Source organism: Nocardia rhizosphaerihabitans (genome assembly GCF_014646295.1).
GTDB classification, from domain to species: domain Bacteria; phylum Actinomycetota; class Actinomycetes; order Mycobacteriales; family Mycobacteriaceae; genus Nocardia; species Nocardia rhizosphaerihabitans.
Map to the genome: position 1 here is coordinate 606,421 of NZ_BMNE01000003.1, position 12,601 is coordinate 619,021.

14 protein-coding genes are annotated in these 12,601 nt (G+C 67.5%); 9 read left to right on the plus strand and 5 right to left on the minus strand.

What is annotated here, in order from left to right; genetic code table 11:
• Position 1 precedes the first annotated feature (1 nt).
• The 4 genes from IEY60_RS15665 to IEY60_RS15680 all read right to left on the minus strand — a co-directional run bounded on the left by IEY60_RS15665 (position 2) and on the right by IEY60_RS15680 (position 3,402).
• Positions 2–1,198 carry a 3-methyl-L-tyrosine peroxygenase-related protein gene (locus IEY60_RS15665; RefSeq protein ID WP_505827564.1) on the minus strand — a complete coding sequence of 399 codons (1,197 nt, stop codon included), beginning with the start codon at positions 1,196–1,198 and terminating at the stop codon, positions 2–4.
• Positions 1,199–1,295: 97 nt separating this feature from the next.
• Positions 1,296–1,751: a VOC family protein gene (locus IEY60_RS15670; RefSeq protein WP_229739860.1), complete on the minus strand. Its 456-nt coding sequence runs from the start codon at positions 1,749–1,751 to the stop codon at positions 1,296–1,298.
• Between the two features lie 128 nt (positions 1,752–1,879).
• A complete protein-coding gene (locus tag IEY60_RS15675; protein WP_189028669.1) occupies positions 1,880–2,419 on the minus strand; it encodes a TerD family protein in 540 nt (179 codons plus the stop codon).
• Positions 2,420–2,607: 188 nt separating this feature from the next.
• Complete coding sequence (locus IEY60_RS15680; protein ID WP_189028671.1) at positions 2,608–3,402, minus strand: CPBP family glutamic-type intramembrane protease; 795 nt, start codon at positions 3,400–3,402, stop codon at positions 2,608–2,610.
• A 277-nt stretch (positions 3,403–3,679) separates the two neighbouring features.
• On the opposite strand from IEY60_RS15680, the gene IEY60_RS15685 reads away from it, so the two are divergent.
• The 9 genes from IEY60_RS15685 (at position 3,680) to IEY60_RS15715 (ending at position 12,042) form a co-directional block, all read left to right on the plus strand.
• Positions 3,680–4,537, plus strand: a complete 858-nt coding sequence (locus IEY60_RS15685) for a helix-turn-helix domain-containing protein (protein ID WP_229739861.1) — start codon at positions 3,680–3,682, stop codon at positions 4,535–4,537.
• Positions 4,538–4,633: 96 nt separating this feature from the next.
• Positions 4,634–5,326: a DUF998 domain-containing protein gene (locus tag IEY60_RS15690; RefSeq protein ID WP_189028673.1), complete on the plus strand. Its 693-nt coding sequence runs from the start codon at positions 4,634–4,636 to the stop codon at positions 5,324–5,326.
• A gap of 436 nt (positions 5,327–5,762) precedes the next feature.
• Positions 5,763–6,743: a coiled-coil domain-containing protein gene (locus tag IEY60_RS36230; RefSeq protein ID WP_189028675.1), complete on the plus strand. Its 981-nt coding sequence runs from the start codon at positions 5,763–5,765 to the stop codon at positions 6,741–6,743.
• A 255-nt stretch (positions 6,744–6,998) separates the two neighbouring features.
• Positions 6,999–8,450 (plus strand): S8 family peptidase, encoded by a 1,452-nt coding sequence (locus tag IEY60_RS15700; protein WP_229739862.1) that lies wholly within the window; start codon positions 6,999–7,001, stop codon positions 8,448–8,450.
• A gap of 97 nt (positions 8,451–8,547) precedes the next feature.
• Positions 8,548–9,753 carry a GNAT family N-acetyltransferase gene (locus tag IEY60_RS15705; RefSeq protein WP_189028677.1) on the plus strand — a complete coding sequence of 402 codons (1,206 nt, stop codon included), beginning with the start codon at positions 8,548–8,550 and terminating at the stop codon, positions 9,751–9,753.
• A gap of 240 nt (positions 9,754–9,993) precedes the next feature.
• On the plus strand, positions 9,994–10,329 hold the full coding sequence (locus tag IEY60_RS35790; protein WP_229739863.1) for a hypothetical protein: 336 nt from the start codon (positions 9,994–9,996) through the stop codon (positions 10,327–10,329).
• Entirely contained in the window at positions 10,326–11,105 is a 780-nt protein-coding gene (locus IEY60_RS35795) for an excinuclease ABC subunit UvrA (RefSeq protein ID WP_229739864.1), read from the plus strand. The genes IEY60_RS35790 and IEY60_RS35795 overlap by 4 nt, the downstream gene beginning before the upstream one ends.
• 191 nt (positions 11,106–11,296) lie before the next feature.
• Positions 11,297–11,773, plus strand: coding sequence for a DUF4158 domain-containing protein (locus IEY60_RS35800; protein WP_444543799.1), 477 nt, complete (start codon positions 11,297–11,299; stop codon positions 11,771–11,773).
• Positions 11,656–12,042: a Tn3 family transposase gene (locus tag IEY60_RS15715; RefSeq protein ID WP_373291719.1), complete on the plus strand. Its 387-nt coding sequence runs from the start codon at positions 11,656–11,658 to the stop codon at positions 12,040–12,042. The genes IEY60_RS35800 and IEY60_RS15715 overlap by 118 nt, the downstream gene beginning before the upstream one ends.
• Positions 12,043–12,269: 227 nt before the next feature.
• On the opposite strand, the gene IEY60_RS15720 is transcribed toward IEY60_RS15715, so the two are convergent.
• Entirely contained in the window at positions 12,270–12,590 is a 321-nt protein-coding gene (locus tag IEY60_RS15720; protein ID WP_229739912.1) for a helix-turn-helix transcriptional regulator, read from the minus strand.
• Between the last annotated feature and the right edge of the window lie 11 nt (positions 12,591–12,601).

The following is a 12,601-nucleotide window of genomic DNA, read 5'->3' on the forward strand; positions in this document are numbered from 1 at the left end:
ACTATCCGTGCCGTAGGGCTGACACGGCGTCGGCGATGTAGTGGTCCCCGAATCGGATCAACGGTGCGTACTGGGCAGCCCGCCGGTGCCGCATCAGCCGGAGTTCGCCGACTGCGTTGTCCGGGCCGGTCGGCAGCTGCGCGATGGAACGGCGTAGCCGGACCATCGAATAGGCAAGGGTGACATGGCGTTCGCTGTCGATGAGGTCGGCCTCGAGCAGCGCGTCCCGGGCATCGGCGAGTTCCGGATCGCGCGCAACCAACTGCTCGTAGGTGTCGGGCACAACTTTGAGCAGGTCTTTCATCGCGGCACGGAACGTTTTGTAGCCGCGGTGCTGTCGGCCACTCAGCGGGGTCGCAACCTCTGGCGGCTGCATGGTGGGGCGGACTGCCGCCAGATAGTAGTCCACCGGAATCGTGCTGGCGTGGATCATCGCAGCGGGAAACCCACGCACGTAGGTGGTCGCGTGTTCGAGCCGTGCCAGTGCGGCCTCACCCGCCCCGTGGCGCAGATGATGCGCGGCGTCGGTCACTGCGACCGCTGCGCAAATGTTGAACAGAACGTGGACCTGGTGCCCGACGAGCCAACGGGCTGTCCACTCGTCCTCCAACGAGACTTCGTCAGAGATCTCGGGAGTGGTCGAGAAGCCGAGAGGCCGTCCGGCGGCTCCTGCGGCGCCGGTGAGGTCGAGTACGGCCTGCCGCATACCCGCGGTCTCCATCGCCAAATCGGCACCCGAGAGCGGGGCTCTGCCCAGGTCCCGCACACCGCGATGGATGACCAGAGCACCGTGCAGGGCTGCTTGCTGATCGGACAAGTCCACTTCACGGACTCGGAAAAACGACTGACTCACCGACTCGGCAGGCAAATCCTCGCCAACCACCATCGCGGTCTCCGCCGCTAGGGCGTCGACCAACCCGCCGGCCGCAGCAGCGGCCCGCTGTAGCGCTGTGGTGCGCTCGACCGGACCGGCATGGGTGGGGACCTCGTCCAATGCCGTCGCAGTCCGTTGCGCCTCAGCCTGTATGCGAACGTTCAGATTCGGGACGGTTCCCCCTGCCCTCGGTTCACGGAAAACAGCCACCGGTGGGTGCGGGACCTCCGCCGGGGTACTCATACCTCCAGAATATCCCGGGGTAAGACCCTCAGGCGGGTGTTCGACTTCCACCCATGGTTGCGAATTCCATTGTCCGGTCATGAATCTCGATGCGAACCGGTCAGTGATCGGGATCCAGGTGGTCGCCCGGTGTTCGGCTGTCGTGGGGGCGCGCCCCCTGGTCGGCGGCTGGGTCGGCCTATCCGTCCTCGGGTCGTATGTCGGCGAAGATGCCCTCCAGCATCCCGGTGGCCTGACCGATCTCGATCAGGTAGCCGTCGGGGTCGCGCAGGTAGCATCGTATTTCGGCTTTGCGGTCCAGCGGCTCGGTCAAGAATTGGGCGCCTTTGGCTGTGGCGTCGGCATAGAAGGCGGCGATGTCGGCTACCCGGACGTTGAGAAACGAGGAGACCACCTCGCCGGTCGTCGGCGGGGCCAGCGTGATGTCGGGTTTGTCGGGAGTGGGTCCACCGCCGGGATTCATGATAATCCAGCTGTTGGCGACCTTGACGATGGCCGGGTTCTGCGTGAGTACGACCTGTCCGCCGAGGATATCGGCGTAGAACTCGCGCGAGCGGGCTACATCGCGCACAGTCAGGAAATGGGTGAGGATCAGGCCCTGTTCGGGAGCTGGGAGATCTTGGCGACTGGTCACGGGGGCTCCTTCGGTACGAGTTACCGTGCGCGTTCCCATTGCCGATCTGTTGACACACGCGCTGCGCCGGAGTGCGACATCGAGTTGCGGTCAGGCAGACGCCTCGAGCCGGTGACCACTCGCGCGGTTCAGCTCAGGTAGGTGGTGAGGTGGGGGACGGCGTCGACGACGTGTTCTGCCGGGATGGGCTCGGCGATGAGGGTGAACTGCCAATCGTTGTCGGTGCGGTGCAGTGTGCCGAGGACGAGGCCGGTGTGGGAGCGGGCGGTGGCCAGGTCGATTCGTGCGAGTCCGGTGCCGGTGACACTGTCGGTGACGCGGGTGAAGGCGTTCTCGATCTGTTCGAATCGTTGTCCGGTGTAGCAGGTGATGAGGAGCACGACGGTGGTGATGTCCGGGGCCAGCCGGGTCAGGTCGAGCACCATGATCTCGTCGTCTCCGTCGCCGACGCCGTCCAGACTGTCACCCAGGTGGCGGATGGCGCCGTCTCGCGAGGTCAGTTGTTCGTGAAAGGCGATGTCGGCGAAGCGGGTTCCGCTGAACGACAGCGCGGCCACGTTGAGGTCGATGTCTTTCGGATGCCGCCGGAACTTGCCTGCGCGCACGGGATCCCAGCCCAGACCCACAGTGATGTGGGTCAGTGCGGTGTGGGGGACTGCTCCGGGCATGTGCTGCTCCTGGTCGAGTTGCTTGGGCCAGTTGCCGTCCGGTTCCCCCGGCGGACCTACCCGCAAACATGCCGCACGGACCCGTCCCCCGCAAACCGGGCGGCGGTGCGGGGGAACGGGTTTCGTCTCTGCGGTAGCGGCACACCCGTTCGGACTCGCGCTGATGTTTTACCAATTCCTCGCCGTTGTCAGGAAGCCGTGGCCGTGGCCGGCTCGATGCTGTGGCGCTTGACGAGCAGCACGATCGCCAGCAGCGGGTAGACCAGAATCGGCAGCAAGGTGCCCAGATACATGGTCTGGTCGGCCAGGATGACCGTTCCGGTGAGCAGGGTGAAGTCGAACAGGCCGTGCAGCACGGAGTTGACCGTGTTGCCGCGGCTGACCCGGCGAGTCAGGTAGAAGAAATACCCGGCCAGGCTGACGATGATCGCCTGCGGCAGTGCGCTGACACCGTGCGTCACCCCGTTGGCCAGGTGCACCGCGCCGAACACGATGCTCGACCACAACGCGACCCGGCCCTCGGTGAGCCCGTGATCGCGCAACACCAGCACGCCGATGCCACGGAACATGCCTTCCTCACCCCAGCCGACGAACTGGGTGGCGATCAGCAGCACCAGCACATACAGCAGGCCCTTGTCCGCCAGCGCGCTGTAGTTGATGCCGAAGACGATCGCGACGATGAAGACGATCGGCACGATCCGCACCCACGACCGGGTCGGCCGGTCGTCATGCAAGACCGGCCGCAACCAGCCCAGGTAGGCGATCACGCCGTAGGTGAAGGCAAGGGCCACACCCAACGGAATGATCATGCCGAAGAACACCGCGCGCGTGGAGAGGAAATCGTCCTCGCCGGTGAGCTCGGTCATCAGCAGACCGCCGAGCTGGATGATCGCGAGGTAGACGATCACGACCAGCGCGAACATCGGGTAGGTCAGACGGCGACGGGTTCCCGTGGCAGGCAACACGGTTTCTGGCGTGCTCATCTGGGAAACATATCTGTTCACGATCGGCTGCGCGCCGCATGTGAAACATTCAGCTAATCCCGCTGCCCTCAGGTAGCGATCTTTCGGCTAATCGACCCGGTCGGGGGTATTCCCGCAGACTCTTGCGTGATCGGCGCATGGTCCGCTGCTTGTCGGGGGTGAGCGCTGACCGTGGACAACTTCCAGCGCCCATCGCTGTTGTCCAACCGCAACGTGCGCCCGACATCCATCGTGTGGGTGCTGCGCAGGGTTTTCACGTTTCCGTAGCCTGGACCGGGTGGGAGTTGCGGATATCGGCTGCGGGCCTGGCGTCGGATGGGATTTCGCGGGTCCGTCCGCTGCCGCGCCGTCGGGTGCCGCGATCATCGGCTACCGCGATGTGGCCGGCGCCGGGTTGGACTTGCGGGCTGCCGCGACGACGGCGGTCGCCGTGGTGATCGAGTTCGGGGGTCGCGAGCTGATTGTGGACGACGCGGGTGGGCGGCAGACTTCGGGCGGTTTCGTCGTGGGACTTCCCATGGCGGCCATGCGCATTCGTAGCAGGCAGGCCGAGTGCGTGGAGGTTCGCTTGTCGCCGATCCGGGCGCACTCCCTGCTGGGTATCGCCGCGACCGATCTGGGCCGTGGCATTGTCCCGTTGGAGGAGCTGTGGGGATCCGAGGTTCGGCGACTGCGGGAGCAACTCGGCGACGCCGGGTCCTGGGAGGAACGGTTCGCGCCGACGAAATCGTTTCTGGTGCAGCGCGACAGGCCGATGCGGACGCCCGATCCCGAGGTGATCGCCGCCTGGCATCGCATACTCGCCTCCGGTGGCCAGGTGAAGGTCGGTGAGCTCGCCGAATCCCTCGGATGGAGCCGTAAACGGCTGTGGGCGAGGTTCGAATCCCAGATCGGCCTGACCCCCAAACGGGCGGCGATGCTGGTCCGATTCCGATGCGCGGTCGCCGGTTTGCTGACGGGCAGGCCCGCCGCCGACGTCGCCGCGGTGTGTGGGTACACCGATCAGGCTCATCTGTGCCGGGATGTGGCGATCTTCGCGGACCGCACACCGGGGACGCTGCACGCGGACAATCTGCCTGCCATCGCCCGGGATCGGTACCGCGCTTGGGGAACATTCTTCCAATCCCCGGGGTGATCGATCGGTCGATAGTGGTGTTCACCTCGAGGTGCGGTCGGCGAGCCGAACGCACCTCGAACCCTCACCCCGATCGACGACGAGAGGACACGTGTCGTGACCGACACCCTCGGCCCTGCGAAGCTGCGTACTGGAGAGCAATCAGCGGCGACGAGACTGCTGCTGGCTTGCGGTGTCATCGCTCCGCTGCTCAACATTGTTGTCATTCTCGTCCTCGGGGCCATACGCCCTGACTACAACGCCTGGGTAGTCCCCGACAGCAACCTCGAATTGGGGCCTGGTGGGTGGATGCAGATCACCAACTACATCGTCACCGGAGCGCTCCTGCTCGCCTTTGCCATCGGGATGAGGCGGATTCTGCGTACAGGGCGTGGTTCCACCTGGGGGCCCATTCTGCTCGGCATCTATGGCTTCACCTTCGTCGCCATCGGGCCCATCCTGCCCGACCCGTCGCTGGGTTACCCAGTAGGAGCGTCCGAAGAGCTGACCATCCACGGCGCCATTCATAGTCTCCTAGGTCTAGTTCAGTTCACTTCGCTGACTGTGGCCTGCTTTGTGCTGGCCCGGCGCGACGAGGCGCTCGAAAGTCGCGGCTGGTCCCGGTATTCGGTTGCCACCGGCCTGCTGGTCGCCACCTCTTATGTTGTCTTCGCTCTCATCGCCAAATTGGTAGACGGGGGACCGGCAGGGCTCATCGAACGGATCGGAATCATCGCCGGCGGCGTCTGGGTTTCCCTGTTGGCGATCCGCCTGATGCGCAAGCCAGGCCCACGCGTGTCTGTCGAATAGATGGCTCTGTCGGCGTCATTGTGTACGCCCGTACCACCGAGCACAGTTTCCGCTGTGTTCCGTTGTAAATATGTATCGTTGGCGCAAACCAAACGAAAACGTAAATAATCCGAGGTCTTCGGCAACAACCCGGATGTCTGACCACCGATAATGTTCACTTATCGGTGGTCAGGCTTGCACTCAGTCGATTCGAGTCTCCAAGGGGCGACACGGTTTTCGTTTCGTCTGATTCGTAGGGAGATGACGAAACCAACGTTACGATTCTCCCGTGTCGAGCGTCTGCAACTATCCGGGCTGTGCCCGTCCCATTACTCGCGGCGGTGGCCCGGGTCGTCCCTCCGAGTACTGCGATCACCCGGACCACACGAGATGGCGCGCCTGGCGTGAACGGCAACGCCTGCAACAGGAGTCGGAGAGTGCGGGCGATTCCGTCACTGTGACGACTCAGGGGCCGGTGACGGTGGCACGGTTGCGGGCCGATGAGCTGCTCGGTCAGTTCCGTGGGCTCGCCGAACAATTGGGGACCACGCTCACTGCGGCGGTCGTGGAGCTGCAGACGCTGGGGGACCCGTCGGTGGCGGAAGCGCAGGTCCAGGCGGTGCAGGCGGATGCGGCGCGGCGGATTGCCGAGGCCGAGATGGCTACCGTCACTGCCGAACAGGCGCGTCGGGAGGCCGAGGAAGCGCGGGCACTGGCGGAATCGGTGGCGCAGGAGGCCGTGCTCGCCGCCGAAGAAGCCGAACAAGCCGTGACGGAAGCGCTCGCCGCCAGGGATGAAGTGCTGGCCTCGGTGGAGCAGCTCAGCAAGCAGGCGGCCGACGACGTCTTCACCGCGCGCAGCGAGGCCGAGGCCGAAGTGCGTGCCGCGCAACGGAAAGCAGCCGACGACATCGACGCCGCGCGGCAGGACGCCGCCGACAGTATCGCGCGGGCCGAGCAGCGGGCCGATGCCGAGGTCGCTCACCAGCGCCGGGATGCCGAAGCGCGGGTCGCGGCCGCGAACGCCGAACGAGATCTGGCGATCCAACGTGCCGCCGACGCCGACCGCGCCACCGAACGCGCCGAACAAGCCACCGCCGAACGGATTGAGGCCGCCGCCGAAGCGCGCGAGGAGTGGCGGCGGGCTCGGACCGAACTCGACACCACCCGAACCGAACTCGATCGCACCCGTGCCGAGCTCGCCGAGCTTCGGCGCACCACCGCGGCGGAGGCCGAACAGCGGCGCATCGAATCGGCGGCCGCGCTCGACCAACTGCGGACCGAGACCGCGCAACGATTGGCTGCGCTGGACGACGCCCGTCTGCAGACCCTCGCGCGCGCCGAACGTGCCGAACGTCAACTCGACGAAGTCCTGGCGGGCCGGACTTCGGCACACATGATCGCGGTCGGCGCGACGCAACAATCTACGGGCGAGTGATCGCCGACGCCCCAGTTCACCGGCTTCGAGCGACGCAGTTGCCCTCACTGCGGCCGATCTCGCTATTCGATGTGCTGGTGAGTTCGATGGTCCGGGCCGAAGTTGCGGCGAAGCCACCCTTCGCACCGTAAGGCGTCGGCGCGCCGCAGCGAATCGTGGCACGCGACCAGGCCCGCTGCCCGGGTCCGGCGTGTCGCGAATCCGGTTGTGGCGCAATGGTGGCGGCTCGGCCCGGCGCACTGTTCACTGGTAGCCATGGCTTCCACCGCTCGACCCAGCAGGCAGCGGCGACCAGGGGTGCCCGGGCCCGCGGTCTCACCGGCCGAACTGGTCGTCGTCACCACACCGACCGCCACCGAGATCACGCCGATCGCGCTGCGCGAGAACCGTTCCGTGCGCACCCACGTCGACGACCTGCTCCCCGCCGACGCGCGGCTGGTTCCGATTTTCGGGCCGGACAACCGGCTGGCGGCGCGACTGGCCGACACACCGCAGGCCGCGGTGGCCGGGGAGTACCTCAGCTACTACTCGGTGCGCGGTGCGGTGAGTGATCTCGCGGCACTCGCGGATCGGCTGCGCCGGGACGACACAGTCGCCGCCGCCTACGTGAAACCCGCGGCCGAACCACCCCTCGCGCCACTGGCCGAGAACATCGTCGTCCCGGACGCACCTGCCGTGACACCGGATTTCCGCAGCAGGCAGGGCTATCTGGATGCCGCGCCGACCGGGATCGACGCGGCGTGGGCGCACACCCGGCCCGGTGGGCTCGGCACCGGGGTGCGGGTGATCGATGTGGAGGGCGCGTGGCGATTCACCCACGAAGACCTGCGGCACAACCAAGGCGGCGTGATCGGCGGAACCTCCTCGGCCGACATCGGCTGGCGCAACCACGGCACAGCCGTCGCCGGGGAGATCAGCGGCGATCACAACGGCTTCGGCGTCACCGGGATCGCGCCCGAAGCTCACATCAGGGCGATCTCGATCTTCGGGATCGGCTCGGCCACCGCGATCCGCTCGGCGGCCGATGCCCTCGACCCCGGTGACGTCCTGCTCATCGAACTGCACCGCCCCGGACCCCGATTCGACTACCGGAGTCAGCCCGACCAGCGCGGCTACATCGCCGTCGAATGGTGGCCCGATGATTTCGCCGCCATCCGATATGCCGTCGGCCGCGGCATCGTCGTCGTCGAGGCCGCAGGCAACGGGAACGAGAACCTCGACGATCCCGTCTACGACGCGCGCCCCGGAGACTTCCCCGCGACCTGGCACAACCCGTTCCGCGGCGGCGACACCGACTCCGGCGCCGTCGTGGTCGGCGCGGGCGCCCCACCGCCGGGCCTGCACGGCCGCGACCACGGCCCCGCTCGCTCCCGCCTCCCGTTCTCCAATTACGGTGCCCGCCTCGATGCCCAGGGCTGGGGCCGGGAGGTCACCACCACCGGCTACGGCGACCTCCAAGGCGGCGCCGACGAAGACCTCTGGTACACCGACGAATTCAGCGGAACCTCCAGCGCATCCCCGATCGTCGTCGGCGCCGTCGCCGCGTACCAGGGCATACATGCCCTCGGTGCGGGCCGCGCCACACCGGACCAGATCAGGTCCCTCCTGCGCACCACCGGCTCACCGCAAACCGCGGCTCCCGGCCGCCCCACCACCCAGCGCATCGGGACCCTCCCCGACCTGCGCGCGATGCTCGGACGGACATAGCGCACCCATGGCCGTCATCCGGAGGCTGGTCGAGGTGGGGACCGGCTAGGCGGAAAATGGGATGTGCGGGGGTGGGTGGGCGTGGGATGGTACGGGGATGGCATCGGCGAAGAGCTTCACTGTACGGTCGGCTACCGGGGAGGATCGGGCCGCGATCACCGGGTTGCAGGAGGCCGGGTTCGGGATGCGGCTCGGGGAGGACGAGCGGCGGTACCAGGGGAAGTTGTTTCCGGTCGAGCGGTCGCTGGTCGCGGTCGACGGCGATCGGATCGTGGGGCACACGGTCGATCTGACGATGACGGTGACCGTGCCGGGGGAGCGCACCGTGCAGGCGTGCGGTGTGTCCGGGGTGGCGGTCGCGCCGACACATCGCCGGCGCGGGATCCTGCGGGAACTGTATGCCGCGCAGCACGAGCGGACCGAGGCCGCCGGGTTGCCGCTGACGATCTTCACCGCCAGTGAGGGCACGATCTACGGGCGCTTCGGGTACGACACAGCGATCCTGGCCACCAGGATCTCCATCGATCGCCGGCGGGCGGAATTCCGTTCGACCACACCCGATCCCGGTGGTGTCGCGCTGGTTACGCTCGCCGAGGCCGCACCGCATATCCGGGAGGTGTACGAGCGCTGGCAGCGGAGGACGCCCGGCGCGCAGGTGCGGCCCGAACCCAAGTGGGATCTGTTCTTCGCCGATGTCGAGCGCCAGCGCGGCGGGGCCACCTCGCTGTTCGCGCTGATCCACCCCGACGGCTACGCCCTGTATCGGCGGCGCTACCACGATCAGCGGTCCGTCGCGATCGTGTGGGAGTACCGGGCCATCACCCCCGACGCCCACGCCGCGTTGTGGCGGGTGCTGCTCGGCATGGACCTGATCGACGCGGTGGAAGTCGAGATCGCCGACGACGATCCGCTGCCGTACCTGCTCACCGACCCACGTGCCGTTCGGGTGACCGATCGCGGGGACTCGCTGTGGGCGCGGCTCATGGACATTCCCGCGGCCCTGACCGCGCGCACCTACCGCCACGACGTCGACACGGTGCTGTCGGTCCACGATCCGTTCCGGTCCGCGGGTGGCACCTTCGCCCTGCGGATTCGTGACGGCATCGCCGAATGCGAACCCACCACGCGGCCCGCCGAGCTCGGCTGTGACATCAACGTGCTCGCCGCCCTGTACTTCGGCGCACATCGCGCCGAGAAGCTTGCCGCCGCGCATCGGATCCGGGTCGATGCGCCCGCCGCGCTGCGGGACTTCGACGCAGCGTTCACCACCGACCGCGCGCCAGAACTCGGCTGGTTCTTCTGACGCGCCCGCGGCGGCGCAGCGTGTGCCGTTCCCGGGCGCGTAGCCTGGGTAGCTGTGGATTCGCACGAGGTCGATCCCTTGGTTCGGGTGCGAGGCGCCCGGGTCCACAGGGACCGGCCGGGACACTATCCGGCCGGCACGAACCGCCTGTATTCGGATGCGTTCTCGCCTGACACCGTCGAAGGCGCGTGCCCACGCTGTCACGGACAAGGCGTCGTCCACGAGGCGACCGAGGCGTCGATGGTGCCCGACCCGTCGCGCAGCATCCGCGGCGGCGCGATCGCGTCGTGGTCCGGCGCGTGGCAGGACAAGAACCTGCGCGCCGCGCTCGGCTACGACATCGACCGCCCGTGGCGCGAACTCTCACCCGCGGCGCGCAACTGGATCCTGTTCACCGACGAGAAACCGGTGGTCACCGTCGAACCCGAGCGGGAACCGCATCGCATCCACCGCCCCTACCAGGGGACCTACACCAGTGCCGAGCGGTTGCTGCTGCGCGCGCTGCCGAATACCTGCATACCGCGACGTGCCCGCTGTGCGAGGGCCGACGTCTCAAACCCGAATCGCTCGCGGTGACCTTCGCCGGGCACAACATCACCGAGCTCGCGGAACTTCCGCTGAGCGAACTCGTCGAGGTGCTGCGCCCCTACACCGAGGGGACGGGTGCGGCGGCTGTCCTCACCCAGGACCTCATCTCGCGCATCGACGTCCTCATCGAACTCGGGCTGGGTTACCTCAGCGTCGATCGCGAGAGCCCGACCCTGTCCGGTGGCGAGTTGCAGCGGCTTCGGCTGGCCGGGCAGTTGCGGTCCGGGCTGTTCGGGGTCGTCTACATTCTCGACGAGCCTTCCGCGGGCCTGCATCCCGCCGATACCGCCGCACTGACCACGGTCCTGGGCAGGCTCAAGGATTCCGGCAACAGCGTGTTCCTCGTCGAACACGACCTCGACGTCGTCCGCCACGCCGACTGGCTGATCGACATCGGTCCCGGTGCGGGCGTGCACGGTGGCCGGGTGCTCTACAGCGGCGAGGTCGACGGGCTGCGTAGCGTTACCGGCTCGGTCACCCGCCCCTATCTGTTCGACGAGGTCGCGCGCCCGCCGCGCGCGGATCGCAGCCCGAACGGCACCCTCGAACTGGCGCGCGGTGGAGGCGCGCGCATAGCCGATGCGCACGTGCGCGCCCGAATCGGTGACCGCAGCGGCCGGGCGCGGCAGTTCGGTCCACACCGCGCCCGGGCGGCGCAGCGCTGGGGTCGCCAGCTCGAGTGCTTTCGCGAGCGAGGGCACGAGACGGAAGCGGGCGGTGTGGTAGCCGATGGCGACTTTGCCCTTGCCGGTCCGGCACGGTGACACGGGTCCGAACGGTCGTCCATGTGAGTGGGTTGATGGCCTGATTGGCGTGGTGCAAGGTGGGCGTATGCGTCGCCGATGCGCCGCGTGCAAGGGGGTTGAGGAACATCCGCGCGGAAAGTCACGCTAAGCCGATAGGGTGAATCTTGTTGTTGTGCTGGTGATTTCATGTCGGCGTGACTGATGAGGGTGTGCCCGGTTACGGGCGTTTCGGTGTGTTGTCGCGGGTGGAACTCGAACGGTTCTGCTACCTCGATGACGAGGACCGCAGGTTGATCGCGGTGCGGCGGCGTGATTACAACCGGCTCGGGTTTGCCGTCCAGGTGGTGACCGTGCGCTACCTGGGGATGTTCTTGGCCGATCCGGTCGCTGTCCCGTCGGAACTGGTGGCCTACCTGGGCGAACAGCTCGACATCGATGACCCGTCATGTTTGGGCGAGTACATGGTGCGGCGCACCACCCGCTTCGAGCACCAGGCCGAGATCGTGACCTCCTATGGGCTGGTCGCGTTCGCCGACGCGGAGGCGGAGCTGGCGGGCTGGATCTGCACGTGCTGCGGCTGGCCGACGACGAACCCTATCGCCGCGAGATCAAGGCTCAGGCCAATCTCACCGAGGGCCGCCACGATCTGGCGCGGCGGATCTTCCACGGCCGTAAGGGCGAGATGACACGCGCCTACTACGAGGGGATGGAAGACCAGCTCTCGGTGCTGGGTCTGGTGCTCAACTGTGTGGTGTTGTGGAACACCGTCTACATGGACCGGGCGCTGACCGAGTTGCGCGCCCAGCATTACCCGGTCGCCGAGGCCGATGTGGCCCGGCTTTCGCCGTTCATCCGCTCCCACATCGGGATCGACGGCCATTACAGCTTCCATCTGCCCGACCTGGGTGGGGCGCATCGGCCGCTGCGCGATCCCGACGCCGACGACGAGGTCTGAGCGGCCCGCGGTGAGGGCGGCGGATCTGGGTATCCGCCGCCCCCGGGGCCGGGCACGCGTCGCGGGCGGCGGCGGCGTTGCCCGGAGCTTGGGGGAACACCGGTTTGTGGCCACAGGCTCTCACGTCGTGAGTCCGGGTGCGTGCGTTTCGGCGGGGGCGTGGCCGGATGCGGGGCGGGCGCCGTCGGGCGGTCGGTTTCGGGGCGATCGCCGGGTGCGGGGCCTGGTCAGCGTAGGGCGGTGATGAGTTCGTCGATGGTGTGGTGGGATTCCAGCGGGTGACGCAGGCGGCCTTCGCTGTGGATGGTGTAGGTGTTGCGGCGGCCCTGTTTGACGCTGGTGAGGTAGCCGTCGGCGACCAGGTCGGCGATGGCGGCCTGCACGGCGCGTTCGGTGATGCCGATCGCTTGGGCGAGTTCGCGCATGGTCAGGTCGCCGTCGCGCGACAGGCACAGCAGCACATGGGCGTGGTTGGTCAGAAACGTCCAGCCCCGCGACGCCGGGGGCTGCGCTTGGGTCGTGGCGTCGGTGGTGTCGCGGGTGGCCATTCCCGCACGAT